Raw genomic sequence first — 13,417 nt, 5'->3', positions numbered from 1 at the left:
GTGGAGGCTGACGTGACGGAGACGGCTACGGGCACCGACTGGCAGTCCTGGCAGGAGAGCTGGGACCGGCAGCAGGAGTGGTACATGCCCGACCGCGAGGAGCGGTTCCGGGTGATGCTGGACATGGTCGAGGCGGTCGTCGGACCGGAACCGCGGGTGCTCGACCTCGCGTGCGGTACGGGAAGTATTACGGACCGGCTCTTCAAGCGGTTCCCGAAGGCCACGAGCACCGGTGTCGACCTCGACCCCGCACTCCTGGCCATCGCCCGCGGCACCTTCGAGGGCGACGACCGGGTCACCTTCGTCACCGCCGACCTCAAGGACCCGGACTGGACCGCCCGGCTGCCCCACACCTCGTACGACGCCGTCCTCACCGCCACCGCCCTGCACTGGCTGCACAGCGAGCCGCTCGCCACGCTGTACGGGCAGATCGGCGGTCTTGTCCGGGACGGCGGGGTGTTCATGAACGCCGACCACATGATCGACACCGGCACGCCCCGGATCAACGCCGCCGAACGCGCCCACCGGCACGCCGCGATGGACCGCGCCAAGGCCGCCGGGGCGCTGGACTGGGCCCAGTGGTGGGCCGTCGCCGCGAAGGACCCGGTCCTCGCCGCACCCACCGCCGAACGGTTCGCGATCTACGGCGAGCACGCGGACGGCGACATGCCCTCCGCCGACTGGCACGCCCGTACCCTCATCGCCTCCGGCTTCGGTGAGGCCCGCGCGGTCTGGGCGTCGCCCTCGGACTCGCTGGTGCTGGCCGTGAAGTAGGCGGCAGGCCGCGTACGGCGGCGAGAGGGGCGGGGCATGCGGACAACGGAGAGGGGCCCGGATGCGGGCCGCCGTCTCCGCGGCAGCCCTCACGGTGGTCGCCGCCGGGGCGTTCGCCCTGCCCCGGACGGGCGGTGACGCGGACACCGCGCACACCTCGGTGGCGTCGCCCGGGCCGTCCGCCTCCTCGCCGGACCACGCACCCGACAAGGCCGAACGGCTGGCCGCGCTGCTGCCGCCGGAGGTGGGGGAGACCGAAGAGGTCCCACTCCTCGCGCTCATCAAGAAGGCGACACCCGAACAGGCACGGACCACCTTCCTCGGTCCGCTGGACGGGCAGTACGCGTTCCGCAAGGGCGGCGGCGTCGGCTACCTGGTGCTCACCCTGGAGGACCGGGAGGCGGTGGAGAAGAAGACGGGCCGCCCTGCCGATCCGGCCGAGGACCTCTGCGTCCGCGTGGGCCAGGAGCCGGCCCGTACCGACTGTGAGCGGGAGGTGCTCCCCGACGGCCGGGTGCTGGCGACGTGGCACGACGCGATGGACCACGAGGGCGACGACAGCGTCGGCTGGGGGCCCGAACTGGTCGGCCGGCTCACGCAGGCGGACGGCTCCCGGTTCCTCGTACGCTCCAGCACCGGTTTCGAGGGCTCCGGCACCCTGGGCCCGCTTCTTCCGGAGCCGCCGCTCTCCCGTCAGGAGGTGAAGGAGCTGGTCACCGGCCCCGAGGTGCTGCCCGAGGGCTGAGGGCGCGGACGCGCGGGAGGGCGGTACGGACCGGAGTCCGTACCGCCCTCCCGTGTGCGACGGGCCCCGAGGAGCCGGCTACAGCACCTTCGACAGGAACGACTTCGTCCGGTCGTGCTGCGGGTTGCCCAGTACCTCGCGCGGGTGGCCCGACTCGACCACCACACCGTCGTCCATGAAGACCAGCGCGTCGCCCACCTCGCGGGCGAAGCCCATCTCGTGGGTGACGACGATCATCGTCATGCCGTCCTCGGCCAGGCCGCGCATGACGTCCAGGACGTCACCCACCAGCTCCGGGTCGAGGGCCGAGGTCGGCTCGTCGAAGAGCATCAGCTTCGGCTCCATCGCCAGCGCGCGGGCGATCGCCACGCGCTGCTGCTGACCGCCGGAGAGCTGGGAGGGGTAGTTCTTCATCTTGTCGGCGAGGCCCACCCGGTCCAGCAGCTTCTCGGCACGGGCCCGGGCCACGGCCTTGGCCTCGCCCTTGACCTGGATCGGAGCCTCCATGACGTTCTCGATGGCCGTCATGTGCGGGAACAGGTTGAACCGCTGGAACACCATGCCGATGTCCCGGCGCTGGAGGGCGACCTCGCTGTCCTTGAGCTCGTAGAGCTTGTCGCCCTTCTGCCGGTAGCCGACCAGCTCGCCGTCGACCGAGAGCCGGCCGGCGTTGATCTGCTCCAGGTGGTTGATGCACCGCAGGAAGGTCGACTTGCCGGAGCCGGACGGGCCGACGAGGCAGAACACCTCACGCGGGGCGACCTCCAGGTCGATGCCCTTGAGGATGTGGGCGGCGCCGAAGGACTTGTGGACGCCCTCGGCCTTCACCATGGGAGTGGTCATGAGGAGGCACCTCCGGAGCGGTTGCTGAACGCGGCGAGGTTGATCTTGACGCGCTGCAGCGGCGTGAGCGGCAGCGAGCGCAGCGAGCCTCGGGCGTAGCGGCGCTCCAGGTAGTACTGGCCGACGCTGAACACGCTGGTCATCGTGATGTACCAGATGGAGGCGACGAACAGCATCTCCATGACCGCGTACGACGTGGAGCCGATCTGCGAGGTGGAGCGGAGCAGTTCGTTGTACGTGACCGCGTACACCAGCGAGGAGGTCTTGAGCATGTTGATGAACTCGTTGCCGGTCGGCGGGATGATCACTCGCAGCGCCTGCGGGAGGACCACGCGGCGCATGGTCTTGCCCTGCGTCATGCCCAGCGCGTGCGAGGCCTCCGTCTGGCCCTCGTCGACCGACTGGATGCCGGCGCGGCAGATCTCCGCCATGTAGGCGGCCTCGTTCAGCGCGAGCCCCAGCAGGGCGCACATGAACGGGGTCATGACGTCCGTCATCTCGTCCTTGTAGATGAACGGGATGTTCAGGACCGGGAAGATCAGCGCCAGGTTGAACCAGAGCAGCAGCTGTACGTAGACCGGGGTGCCGCGGAAGAACCAGATGTACAGCCAGGCCACCCAGCTGGTGACCGGGTTCTTCGACAGCCGCATCACGGCCAGCACGACGCCGAGGATCACGCCGAGGATCATCGCGAGGACGCTGATCAGCAGGGTGCGGCCCGCACCGGCGACGACGGTCTCGTCGAACAGCTTGTCGCCCACGGCGTGCCACTGGATGTTGCCCTGCGAGAAGGCGTACCCGAGGGCGACGAGGAGGCCGATGACCACGACGCCGCTGATCCAGCGGCCGACATGGCGGACGGGAATGGCCTTGATGTTCTCCGGGGCCGTGGTGGCGGCCTTGGAGACGGACACCTGGCCGGCCGGTGAACCGGCGGGTGTCTTGTCGAACTTGTCAGTCATCGTGACTGCCCTTCGGTGAAGCGTCCGGTCACTTGCCGCCGTTGACGGCGGCCTTGTCGATCGCTCCCGTGCCGGCGCCCCACTTGTCGAGCACCTTCTGGTACGAACCGTCGGCGATGATCGCGTCGACGGCCTCCTTCAGGGCGTCGCGCAGACCGGTGTTGGTCTTCTTGACGGCGATGCCGAACGGGCCGGCGTCGACCTGCTCGCCCACGACCTCGAACGCCTTGCCGCTGTCGGCCTTGGCGGCCAGGTCGACCGCGACCGGGTAGTCGTTGACACCGGCGACCGAGCCGCCGGACTTGACGCGGGTCTGCGCCTCGGTGTCGTTCTCGAACGACTCGATCTTGATGGCCTTCTTGCCGTCGTCCGTACAGGCCTTCGACTGCTTCTTGAGGGCCTCCTCGTACGTGGTGCCGCGCTGCACCGCCGCCGGCTTGCCGCAGAGGTCCTCGATGGAGTTGATGTTCTGCGGGTTGCCCTTCTTCGTGTACACGGCGGTACCCGCGAGGAAGTAGTCGACGAAGTCGACGCCCTCGCCCAGCTTCTTGCCGGAGTCGTCCAGACCCTCCTGGCGCTGCTTGTTGTCCGTGATCGACGACATCGCGATGTCGTGGCGCCCGCTGTTCAGGGCGGTGATCAGACCGTCGAAGGAACCCGAGGTGAACTCGAACTTCACACCGAGCTGCTTGCCGAGAGCCTCGGCCAGATCGGGGTCGACACCCACGATCTTGCCGTTCTCGACGGACTCCATCGGGGCGTATTCGGCATTCGTGCCGACCTTGATCACACCGGACTTCTGGTACTTCTCCGGCAGCTTCGAGAAGAGCGGCGCACCGCTCTTGGTCTCCTTGCCGCTACCGCTCTCCTGGGAGGCGCTGTCGGTCTGGTCGCCGCAGGCGGTGAGGAGCAGCGTGCCGGCGACCGCGATGGCGCCGACCGCCGCGATCCGGGCCCTGGCGGTCGTACGACGCGTGGTGCTTGCGGTCATGTCGGGATCCTCCGGCAGGTGAGGGTGAGGTGCTGGTGGGGCGGCTTGGCACGCACCTTCGAGTGTCGCCACCTCGTGTGAACGGCATCCTGCCATTCGGACTGGCCCATTCAGGGGTCCCGCCATGTCAAAATCGGATAACGGGCGACCCCCGAACATCAACGGCCGGTACCTCGGGACCGGACCATCTGTGGGGATTCATTCCCCTCGCCGGAGAATCTTCGGTGCGTCTCGACTGGTGGGCGGCATTTATACCGGTTTGCCGACTTGTCCAGATATTCGACTATGAGTCACGTCACCGCGTCGATATGGACTCGTCCGTAACACCGTTCGTCCGGTAAGAAAGACGTTTACACCCCTCATCCGGGGCTCAGGGCGCGTGTGCGGCGCGCCCGCGCGTATGTACCTCTCCCTGCCAGGGCGGGCCAACCGCTCGGTGCGGGGCACGTACGCGGTGCCCGCCCACCCCTCCTCAACCAGGAGTGGCCACCCTCAAACGATGAAGACTTAAGGGGTCAACACCATGGCAGCGGAGATCGTCAATCCTCGCAGCGACAGCACCACCGACAGCGGCATCCAGCGCACGAGCGCAGCGGACATCGGGGCCGACGAGCCCTTCGATCCGGCCTTCGCCCTCCACCGGGGCGGGAAGATGGCCGTGCAGGCCACCGTCCCGATCCGGGACAAGGACGACCTCTCCCTGGCGTACACGCCCGGTGTGGCGAAAGTGTGCAGCGCCATCGCCGACAACCCCGAGCTCGTCCACGACTACACCTGGAAGTCCCAGGTCGTGGCCGTCGTGACGGACGGCACCGCCGTGCTCGGCCTCGGCGACATCGGGCCCGAGGCGTCCCTCCCCGTCATGGAGGGCAAGGCCATCCTCTTCAAGCAGTTCGGCGGCGTCGACGCGGTGCCGATCGCGCTCGCGACCACCGACGCCGACGAGATCGTCGACACCGTCGTCCGGCTCGCCCCGTCCTTCGGCGGCGTGAACCTGGAGGACATCTCGGCGCCCCGGTGCTTCGAGATCGAGCGCAAGCTCCAGGAGCGCCTGGACATCCCGGTCTTCCACGACGACCAGCACGGCACCGCCGTCGTCACCCTCGCCGCCCTGCGCAACGCGGCGAAGCTCTCCGGGCGGACGCTCGGCGACCTGCGCGGCGTCATCTCCGGCGCGGGCGCGGCGGGCGTGGCCATCGCCAAGTTCCTGCTGGAGGCAGGCATCGGCGATGTCGCGGTGGCCGACCGCAAGGGCATCGTCAGCCGCGACCGCGACGACCTCACCGAGGTCAAGCGCGAGCTGGCCGAGCTCACCAACCGGGCGGGCATCTCCGGTTCGCTGGAGCAGGCGCTCGCCGGCGCCGACGTCTTCATCGGCGTCTCCGGCGGTACGGTCCCGGAGGCGGCGGTGGCCTCGATGGCCCCCGGTGCGTACGTCTTCGCGATGGCCAACCCGAACCCGGAGGTCCACCCGGAGGTCGCGCACAAGTACGCGGCCGTCGTGGCGACCGGCCGTTCGGACTTCCCGAACCAGATCAACAACGTGCTCGCCTTCCCCGGCATCTTCGCGGGTGCGCTCCAGGTCCGGGCCTCCCGGATCACGGAGGGCATGAAGATCGCGGCGGCCAACGCGCTGGCCGACGTGGTCGGCGATGAGCTGGCGGCGGACTACGTGATCCCGTCCCCGTTCGACGAGCGGGTCGCTCCGGCGGTGACGGCCGCGGTGGCGGCTGCGGCCCGTGCGGAGGGTGTGGCTCGGCGCTGAGTCCGCGCTTGAGCGGTTGTGGGTGGGCGGGGCCTGTCGGTACGGGCCCCGCCCGTGCACGTATAAGCCCCTGCGGCGTTTGAGGAGCGGGGTCGCCCACTCCAGCCTCTGCGGCGATTGAGCAGCGGGGGTCTGGGGGCGGAGCCCGGGGGGGGGGGGGGGGGGGGGGGGGGGGGGGGGGGGGGGGGGGGGGGGGGGGGGGGGGGGGGGGGGGGCGGGGGGGGGGGGGGGGGGGGGGGGCGCGGGGCCGGGGGGGCGCCCGGGCCGCGGGGGCCCCCCGCCCCCCCCCGCCCCCCCCCGCCCCCCCCCCCCCCCCCCCCCCCCCCCCCCCCCCCCCCCCCCCCCGGGGCGCGGCCCCGGACCCCGCTCCTCAATCGCCGGAGGGGCTTGATTTGCCCCCGGAGGGGCTGGATGTGCGGGCCTGCCTCCTCAATCGCCGGAGGGGCTTGATTTGTTGGCGTGCGTCACACGCGTAGGCGGTTACGCGGGTCCCCCCGCCCCGCCTATCGTCGAGCCATGTTCGCCGCCTACGCAGCCCGCATCGATCCCGACCGGCCCCTCGACGGCCTGGAACTGGGTGACCGCCCGGCCCCCGAGGCGCGTCCCGGGTGGTCCACCGTCACCGTTCGGGCCGCCTCCCTCAACCACCACGACCTCTGGTCCCTGCGGGGCGTGGGGCTCTCGCAGGACCGGCTGCCGATGATCCTCGGCTGCGACGCGGCCGGCGTCGACCAGGACGGCAACGAGGTCGTCCTGCACTCCGTCATCGGGCAGTCGGGGCACGGCGTCGGGCCGAAGGAGCCGCGCTCCATCCTCACCGAGCGCTACCAGGGCACCTTCGCCGAGCAGGTCACCGTCCCCACCTGGAACGTGCTGCCCAAGCCGAAGGAGCTCAGCTTCGAGGAGGCCGCCTGCCTGCCGACCGCCTGGCTCACCGCGTACCGGATGCTGTTCACCAACGCGGGCGTACGGCCCGGCGATTCCGTGCTCGTCCAGGGCGCGGGCGGCGGGGTCGCCACCGCCGCGATCGTGCTCGGGAAGGCCGCCGGGCTGCGGGTCTTCGCCACCAGCCGGGACAAGGCCAAGCGGGAGCGGGCGGTCGAACTCGGCGCGCTGGAGGCGTACGAGCCCGGCGCCCGGCTACCGCAGCGGGTGGACGCCGTCATCGAGACCGTGGGGGCCGCCACCTGGTCCCACTCCGTGAAGTCGCTGCGCCCCGGCGGCACCCTCGTCATCTCCGGGGCCACCAGCGGCGACCGGCCCGCGCACGCCGAGCTGACCCGGATCTTCTTCCTGGAGCTGAAGGTCGTCGGGTCCACCATGGGGTCCAAGGACGAGCTGGAGGACCTGCTCGCGTTCTGCGCGACCACCGGGGTGCGCCCGGTCATCGACGAGGTGCTGCCGCTGGACCGGGCCCGGGAGGGGTTCCAGCGGCTGGAGTCGGGTGACCTCTTCGGGAAGATCGTGCTCAGGCCGACCTCCTAGGTCTGCCAAGAACTCGTCGGTGACAGATACTTGAGGGATGTTCAGCTTTGCTGGTGAGATCTGCCCATGCGAATGGGCAGAGCACTCATGGCAGTTGTCGTCGCGTCCGTGCTCGCGGCGGGGGCCCTCGCCCCCGCCGCCTCGGCGCGCCCCGCACCCGCACCCGTACAGGCATCCGGCCACGGCATCCCGCCGCTGACCGACGACCGGGGGCGCACCCTCACCCTGCGTGGCTGGAACGTCGAGGACAAGGCGAACCGCGGCGAGGCCGCCCTCACCGCCATCACCGAACGGCACTTCCGCGACCTGCGCGCGAACGGCTTCAACTTCGCCCGGCTGCTGGTCTTCTGGGACGACCTGGAGCCCGAGCGCGGCCAGTACAGCGAGCGCTACCTCCGGCGCGTCGAACGCATCCTGGACTGGGCGCGCAAGCACCGTATCCACGTCCTCATCGACGCCCACCAGGACGTCTTCGGGCCCGCGTTCGGCCATCGGGGCATCCCCGCCTGGGCCACCAGGACCGACGGGCTGCCGTTCACCCCGAACCCCGACGACTGGTTCTCCGAGTACTTCGAGCCCGCCGTCCAGCGGGCCTTCACCCACCTCTACGAGGACCCCGACCTCCAGCGCGCCCAGGCCGCCATGTGGCAGGTCCTCGCCGAGCGCTTCCGCGACCACCCGGCCGTCATCGGCTACGACCTGATCAACGAGCCGATGGGTGAGCTGCGCGCGGGCGAGGACCTGCCGACCGCCGCCCGCCGCATCGAGGCCCAGCACCTCACCCCGATGTACAACCGCCTCGCCCGGGCCGTCCGCGCCAAGGACCGCTCCACCTGGCTCTTCGTCGAACCGACCCCCATCGTCGGCGAGGGTGTCCCCACCGGGCTGGGCCGGATCCAGGACCGCCGGACCGTCTACGCCCCGCACTTCTACAACACCGCCATGGAGGCGGGCGCCGACTACGACCCCTCGGCCGGCTGGATCGAGGCGTACGAGGCCGCCGTCACCGCCTATCCGGCCCGCCACCGGATGCCCGTGGTCGTCGGTGAATGGGGGCCGCTCAACAACTCCCTCCCCAACATGGGCCGCTTCTACCGCGAGGCCGTCGCCTCCCTGAACCGCTACAGCTCCGGCTGGGCCGGGTACGTCTGGTGCTACGGCGGCGGCTACTGCGCGGTCGACGAGCACGGCCGTTTCCGTACGAACAAGGAGCGGACGGCCACCCCGTACGCCCCGGCCGTCGCGGGCACGGTCCGCTCCGACACGTACGACGCCGCCACCCGCTCCTACCGCCTCGCCTACCGTGCGGCGGCCGCCCGCCCCGGCGTCACGGAGCTGTCCCTCCCGCCCTCACCCCGGGGCTGGCGTGTCTCCGTCACCGGACCGGCCCACGTCATCGGCGAGCCGTCGCGCGGGGGATGGCCCCTCGTTCTGGCATGGCCCGGGGCCGAGGTGGTGGTGACCGTGCGAGAAGCTGGCCCGCATGGACGAACTGACCACCCCTGAAGGGTTTCTGCTGCGCCCCTGGGAGCCCGCCGACGCCTCGGCGGTGCTCCGCGCCTTTGCCCCGGCCGAGATGGACCGCCAGACCGACCGGCCCGTGTTCGACCGGCCCGGGGCGCTGGCCTGGATCGCGGACCGTACGCGCGAACGGGGAGCGCGCACCGGCTACTCCTGGGCCGTCGTGGGGGAGGAGGGTGAGGCCCTCGGCGGTGTCGCCCTCGCCGCCGTCAACCGGACCCATGACACCGGCTGGGTCTCCTACTGGACCACGGAGACCGCACGCGGCCGGGGTGTCGCCCCGGCCGGAGTGCGGGCGCTGGCGCGCTGGGCCTTCGACGAGCTCGGGCTGTACCGGCTGGAGCTGGGTCACCGCACCGACAACCCGGCCTCGTGCCGGGTCGCGACCCGGTCCGGATTCGCGACCGAGGGCATCGAGCGGGCCAAGCTGCGCTACGGCGACGTCCGCCACGACGTCGAGCGCCACGCCCGCCTGGCCGACGATGATGTCAACTTTCATTGACGGGAGAGTGGTGTCAATGTAGGTTGACATCATGACCGAAGCAACGGATCTGGCCGCACGTGCCGGTGACCGCGACCCGCGCGTCGGGCTGCGGTCGGTGGCCGCGCTGCGGCGGCTGCTGGAGCAGCTCGAAGCCGTACAAGTCAGAAGTGCCCGCGTCCAGGGCTGGTCCTGGCAGGAGATCGCCGCCGAGCTGGGCGTCAGCCGGCAGGCCGTGCACAAGAAGTACGGGAGGCGTTGATGTTCGAGCGATTCACCCGAGGGGCCCGCGCGACCGTGAAGGGCGCCGTGGTCCGGGCCGAGCGCACCGGGGCCGACTCGGTCACCGAGGAGCACTTGCTGCTCGCGTTGCTGGAACAGGAGGGCGGCCGGGCCTCGTTCGCCGTCACCGCCCTCGGTCTCCACGACCGCCGCGCCTCCCTGGAGGCATCCTTCACCGAGGCCCGCCGCCGCGGCGGGCTGACCAGGGCCGACACCGACGCCCTCGCCGGCATCGGGATCGACGTCGGCGCGATCGTCTCCCGGGTCGAGGGAGCCCACGGCGAGGGCGCTCTGGACGCTGACCGCCGCAGCCGCCGGTGGTGGTCCGGGCACCGCCCCTTCACACCGGGCGCGAAGACCGTCCTGGAGAAGTCGCTACGGATCGCCCTGGGGCGCGGCGACCGGTTCATCGGCGAGGAGCATCTGCTCCTGGCCCTCACCGCGATGCCCGGAGTCGTCGCCGACGTCCTCGCCGAGCACGGCGCGACCTACACGACCGTGCGGCGCGCGCTGTACGGCCCCGACGCCGACGGGGGCCAGGAGGGGCACGCCCAGGCCGGATGAGCGATGAGCCCCCACGCACGGAGAGGCGGACGCCCGGTCCCGGACATCCGCCTCTCCGTCGCCCCCCCCGGGCTCAGGCCTTCGCCTCGTCCTCCGGCGTCAGGAGCGCCTCGATCCGCGCCGTCGCCGCTCCCAGGTGGCCGCGGGCCTCCGCGAGCTGGGCCTCCGTGACCCCGTGATCGCGGGCCGCGTCCCGGATGCCGTCGCGGAAGCGGTCCAGCAGGCGGTCCAGGTCGCGCACCGGGTCGCCGACCGACGGCACGTCCTGCCCCCAGTCCGCACCGGGGGCCGGGTCCTGGACGGGCGGGGCGGCGTCCGGCTCGGGCTTGCCGAACGGGGGCCAGGCGCCGGACCGCGCGAAGCCGCCGAGCTGGCCGGTGATCTCCGCAAGGCCTTCGCGTACGCCGGAGGGCCAGTCGCCCCGCGCGAAGTGCTCCTGCACCTGGCGGGCGGCGGTCTGCATCTGCTCGCGCGCCTTCTCCTGGGCCTCCTTGGCCTGACGGCGGGCCTGCTGGGCGTCCTCGCGGGCGCGCCGGGACTCGTCCTTCGCCCGGCGGGCCTGCTCCTTCCACTCCTGCTTGGCCCGGCGCAGCTCCTCCTTCGCCGTGCGCCACGCCTCGCTGTCGCCGAGGTCGCCCAGATTGCCGAAGTCGCCGAAGTCGCCGAAGTCGCCGAAGGGGGAGGACGGTTCGCTCTTCCCCGGTCCCTTCCCCTTCCCCTTGTCGCTTCCGGGCCCCGTCTTCGTGCCGTGCCGGGACTCCGACGCGGCCGCCCGCATGTCGCTGCGGAGCCGGCCCGCCGCGCCCCGTACGTCGTCGCGTATCTCGGCGGCCAGTTCGGAGACCGAGTCGCGGATCTCCAGCTCCAGGTCGGCCAGTTCGCCGCCGCGGCCCGCCAGCTCCTCGCGGCCGCCGTCGGTGATCGAGTAGACCTTGCGGCCGCCCTCGGTGGCGTGGGTGACCAGGCCCTCGGCCTCCAGCTTGGCCAGCCGCGGGTAGACCGTGCCGGCGGACGGGGCGTACAGGCCCTGGAAGCGCTCCTCCAACAGCCGGATGACCTCGTAGCCGTGGCGGGGGGCCTCGTCCAGGAGCTTGAGGAGATACAGCCGCAGACGGCCGTGGGCGAATACGGGAGGCATGTCAGAGAACCTTTCCGGTCGGCTCGGGGGCGTACGCGTCGTCCTCGGCGGGTGGCCTGCGCAGCAGGGCGATCGAACCGGACACGGTCGTCGCCCGCAGGGTCCCCGTCCCGGCGCCCAGCGTGCCGGTGATCTTCTTCGCCCCCCACTGCCCGCCGACCCGCAGGTCCTCGAAGGCGTTGGAGACGGCCCCGCTCGCGGTGTTCGCCTCGACCCTGGCGTCGGCCGGATGCGGCAGCCGGATCGCGATCTCGCCGGAGACCGAGGTCAGCCGGATGTCCGTGGGCTTCCCGGACGGGTCGACGTCCAGCACCATGTCACCGCTGACCGACTCGGCCCGGACCGAGGCGCCGGACCCGTCGACCACCGTCAGATCACCGGACACGGAGTGGAAGCGCAGGTCCCCCGTCACGCTCTGCGCCTCCAGGCTGCCCGACACGGACTCCCCGCGCACCGCGCCGGTCAGCCCGACGAGCGTGGAGTCCCCGGTGATGCCGCGGACTTCCGTACGGCCGCTGATGCCGGAGACGACGGCCCCGGCGCCGATCACGCCGACCTCGACCGAGGACGCGGCCGGCACGACGAGCGAGACGACGGCGCTGCGGCGGCGGCCCTTGGGGTCGAACCAGCGCAGGAAGTCCTGCCAGGGCAGATCCTCGTAGGCCACCGTGAGCCGGCCGCCCTCCTGCGTCACGATCAGCGGCGGGCCCTCGATCGCGGAGATCTCCAGCCGGGCGTCCGGCTCGTCGGTCCCGACCACGTTGACCGTGCCGTCGACGATGCGCACGTGGAGCGCCGCCACCGGATCGTCGAAGGCGAGCTTCCGCGGCTCGGCGATGGTCCATGTCGACACAGGCATGGATGTGACCTCCCGGAAAGCGTGGCGACGCAACATATCGCGTCTCGTTCAGAACACGATATATCGCGGATGGGGGAAGTCAAGAGAAGTTGGCCCGGGGTGAAGTACACGCAACCGCATCAAACATGGGCATATTGGCCTAGCGTGTGAGCCATGAACGCGACACCCACCGGGGCCCTCCTGCTGTGCCGGGCCGCCCCCGAGACCGTACGGCCGCTCGCCCACCTGCTGCGCGAGCAGATGCTGCTGGCCCGCGCGGGCCAGGAGTGGAGCGTGCTCGTCCCGGAGGGGAAGCCCTGGCGGACCGGGGGCGGGACCGGGGCCGGGGGCGCGGAGCAGGACGCCGAGCCGGTCGACCGGGTCCTCGGCGGCTGGGCCACCGCGCTCGCCGTCGGCTCCACCTGGCCGGTGCTCGCCCTGTGGTGGGACGCCGACCGGGCCGGGTACACCCTCGCCGCCGGATTCCGCCGGCCCGTGGGCTACATCTGGCTGACCGACGGCACCCCGGTGGGCGAGGACGAGGCCATGCGCACCTTCGCGGTTCGCCTCGGTCTCGACCCGGTGCTCGGCGTGCAGGCGCTGGAAGAGCTGACCCGCCCCGATCCGGACGCCGCCGCGGACGCCCGGCTGCGCGGACTGCTCGCCGTCCTCGGCGGCACCGGGCTGACCCTGCCCGCCGGACTCTCCCCGGGCGAGAGCGCCGACCGGCTGCGCAGCGTCGCGGCGGTGCAGCGCGGGGTGGAGCAGGTCGAGTGGGCCGGCTGGCGTGATGCCGTACGGGTCGAACTGGACGCGGTCGAGAGCAGCCGGATCGGTCCGTGGGTACGCGGCCCGCGCGCGCGGGCCGTCGCCGCCGTCCAGCTCGCGGCCGGGCTCCCGCTCCTGCTGTGGGGCGCCCGCCGGCGCAGCGGCGGCTGGGCGGCGGCCGGCGCGGTGCTCCTCGCGCAGGGCGCGCTGGGACTCGCGTACGAACGGGCCAGGGCGGGCGCCTCCTAGAGCCGGACAGG

General features: G+C 71.8%; 14 protein-coding genes. 9 read left to right on the top strand and 5 right to left on the bottom strand.

The window, feature by feature from the left end; genetic code table 11:
• Positions 1 to 12: 12 nt before the first annotated feature.
• Together ACIQPT_RS26265 and ACIQPT_RS26260 are read left to right on the top strand one after the other, a co-directional pair.
• Complete coding sequence (locus ACIQPT_RS26265) at positions 13 to 774, top strand: class I SAM-dependent methyltransferase (protein ID WP_401159084.1); 762 nt, start codon at positions 13 to 15, stop codon at positions 772 to 774.
• 61 nt (positions 775 to 835) lie between these two features.
• Positions 836 to 1,519 (top strand): hypothetical protein, encoded by a 684-nt coding sequence (locus ACIQPT_RS26260; protein WP_401159083.1) that lies wholly within the window; start codon positions 836 to 838, stop codon positions 1,517 to 1,519.
• A gap of 78 nt (positions 1,520 to 1,597) precedes the next feature.
• Here the strand turns inward: ACIQPT_RS26260 and ACIQPT_RS26255 are convergent, their stop codons facing one another.
• From ACIQPT_RS26255 to ACIQPT_RS26245, 3 genes are read right to left on the bottom strand one after another with little or no spacing between them, the layout of a single operon-like run.
• Positions 1,598 to 2,362, bottom strand: a complete 765-nt coding sequence (locus ACIQPT_RS26255) for an amino acid ABC transporter ATP-binding protein (RefSeq protein ID WP_401159081.1) — start codon at positions 2,360 to 2,362, stop codon at positions 1,598 to 1,600.
• Complete coding sequence (locus tag ACIQPT_RS26250) at positions 2,359 to 3,324, bottom strand: amino acid ABC transporter permease (RefSeq protein WP_401159078.1); 966 nt, start codon at positions 3,322 to 3,324, stop codon at positions 2,359 to 2,361. Before ACIQPT_RS26250 ends, ACIQPT_RS26255 begins: the two co-directional genes overlap by 4 nt.
• A 28-nt stretch (positions 3,325 to 3,352) precedes the next feature.
• Positions 3,353 to 4,315, bottom strand: coding sequence for an ABC transporter substrate-binding protein (locus tag ACIQPT_RS26245; protein WP_401159076.1), 963 nt, complete (start codon positions 4,313 to 4,315; stop codon positions 3,353 to 3,355).
• A 523-nt stretch (positions 4,316 to 4,838) separates the two neighbouring features.
• On the opposite strand from ACIQPT_RS26245, the gene ACIQPT_RS26240 reads away from it, so the two are divergent.
• From ACIQPT_RS26240 to ACIQPT_RS26215, 6 genes are all read left to right on the top strand, one after another.
• Positions 4,839 to 6,080, top strand: a complete 1,242-nt coding sequence (locus tag ACIQPT_RS26240) for an NADP-dependent malic enzyme (RefSeq protein WP_401159075.1) — start codon at positions 4,839 to 4,841, stop codon at positions 6,078 to 6,080.
• Between the two features lie 516 nt (positions 6,081 to 6,596).
• The gene (locus ACIQPT_RS26235) at positions 6,597 to 7,565 is read left to right on the top strand and encodes a zinc-binding dehydrogenase (RefSeq protein WP_401159073.1); all 969 of its coding nucleotides are present in this window, start codon (positions 6,597 to 6,599) and stop codon (positions 7,563 to 7,565) included.
• 87 nt (positions 7,566 to 7,652) lie between these two features.
• Entirely contained in the window at positions 7,653 to 9,071 is a 1,419-nt protein-coding gene (locus ACIQPT_RS26230; protein ID WP_401159071.1) for a cellulase family glycosylhydrolase, read from the top strand.
• Positions 9,049 to 9,588, top strand: a complete 540-nt coding sequence (locus ACIQPT_RS26225; RefSeq protein WP_401159068.1) for a GNAT family N-acetyltransferase — start codon at positions 9,049 to 9,051, stop codon at positions 9,586 to 9,588. The genes ACIQPT_RS26230 and ACIQPT_RS26225 overlap by 23 nt, the downstream gene beginning before the upstream one ends.
• Before the next feature lie 31 nt (positions 9,589 to 9,619).
• Positions 9,620 to 9,829: a sigma factor-like helix-turn-helix DNA-binding protein gene (locus ACIQPT_RS26220; protein ID WP_007447814.1), complete on the top strand. Its 210-nt coding sequence runs from the start codon at positions 9,620 to 9,622 to the stop codon at positions 9,827 to 9,829.
• Positions 9,829 to 10,413, top strand: a complete 585-nt coding sequence (locus tag ACIQPT_RS26215) for a Clp protease N-terminal domain-containing protein (RefSeq protein WP_401159067.1) — start codon at positions 9,829 to 9,831, stop codon at positions 10,411 to 10,413. The genes ACIQPT_RS26220 and ACIQPT_RS26215 overlap by 1 nt, the downstream gene beginning before the upstream one ends.
• Before the next feature lie 73 nt (positions 10,414 to 10,486).
• On the opposite strand, the gene ACIQPT_RS26210 is transcribed toward ACIQPT_RS26215, so the two are convergent.
• Positions 10,487 to 11,551, bottom strand: a complete 1,065-nt coding sequence (locus tag ACIQPT_RS26210; RefSeq protein ID WP_401159066.1) for a helix-turn-helix transcriptional regulator — start codon at positions 11,549 to 11,551, stop codon at positions 10,487 to 10,489.
• Position 11,552: 1 nt separating this feature from the next.
• Complete coding sequence (locus ACIQPT_RS26205) at positions 11,553 to 12,410, bottom strand: DUF4097 family beta strand repeat-containing protein (RefSeq protein WP_401159064.1); 858 nt, start codon at positions 12,408 to 12,410, stop codon at positions 11,553 to 11,555.
• 153 nt (positions 12,411 to 12,563) lie between these two features.
• On the opposite strand from ACIQPT_RS26205, the gene ACIQPT_RS26200 reads away from it, so the two are divergent.
• Complete coding sequence (locus ACIQPT_RS26200) at positions 12,564 to 13,406, top strand: hypothetical protein (RefSeq protein WP_401159061.1); 843 nt, start codon at positions 12,564 to 12,566, stop codon at positions 13,404 to 13,406.
• Positions 13,407 to 13,417: the final 11 nt, after the last annotated feature.

Origin of the sequence: Streptomyces sp. NPDC091289 (genome assembly GCF_044757365.1) — a bacterium.
Classification (GTDB): domain Bacteria; phylum Actinomycetota; class Actinomycetes; order Streptomycetales; family Streptomycetaceae; genus Streptomyces.
Note: the sequence above shows the minus strand (reverse complement) of the source record. Positions and strands in the feature narration are given on the sequence as shown.

Coding starts and splice junctions, on each gene's coding strand:
- ACIQPT_RS26260 (WP_401159083.1), top strand. CDS start 836: ATGCGGGCCGCCGTCTCCGCGGCAGCCCTCACGGTGGTCGCCGCCGGG.
- ACIQPT_RS26255 (WP_401159081.1), bottom strand. CDS start 2,362: ATGACCACTCCCATGGTGAAGGCCGAGGGCGTCCACAAGTCCTTCGGC.
- ACIQPT_RS26250 (WP_401159078.1), bottom strand. CDS start 3,324: ATGACTGACAAGTTCGACAAGACACCCGCCGGTTCACCGGCCGGCCAG.
- ACIQPT_RS26245 (WP_401159076.1), bottom strand. CDS start 4,315: ATGACCGCAAGCACCACGCGTCGTACGACCGCCAGGGCCCGGATCGCG.
- ACIQPT_RS26240 (WP_401159075.1), top strand. CDS start 4,839: ATGGCAGCGGAGATCGTCAATCCTCGCAGCGACAGCACCACCGACAGC.
- ACIQPT_RS26235 (WP_401159073.1), top strand. CDS start 6,597: ATGTTCGCCGCCTACGCAGCCCGCATCGATCCCGACCGGCCCCTCGAC.
- ACIQPT_RS26230 (WP_401159071.1), top strand. CDS start 7,653: ATGGCAGTTGTCGTCGCGTCCGTGCTCGCGGCGGGGGCCCTCGCCCCC.
- ACIQPT_RS26225 (WP_401159068.1), top strand. CDS start 9,049: ATGGACGAACTGACCACCCCTGAAGGGTTTCTGCTGCGCCCCTGGGAG.
- ACIQPT_RS26220 (WP_007447814.1), top strand. CDS start 9,620: ATGACCGAAGCAACGGATCTGGCCGCACGTGCCGGTGACCGCGACCCG.
- ACIQPT_RS26215 (WP_401159067.1), top strand. CDS start 9,829: ATGTTCGAGCGATTCACCCGAGGGGCCCGCGCGACCGTGAAGGGCGCC.
- ACIQPT_RS26210 (WP_401159066.1), bottom strand. CDS start 11,551: ATGCCTCCCGTATTCGCCCACGGCCGTCTGCGGCTGTATCTCCTCAAG.
- ACIQPT_RS26205 (WP_401159064.1), bottom strand. CDS start 12,410: ATGCCTGTGTCGACATGGACCATCGCCGAGCCGCGGAAGCTCGCCTTC.
- ACIQPT_RS26200 (WP_401159061.1), top strand. CDS start 12,564: ATGAACGCGACACCCACCGGGGCCCTCCTGCTGTGCCGGGCCGCCCCC.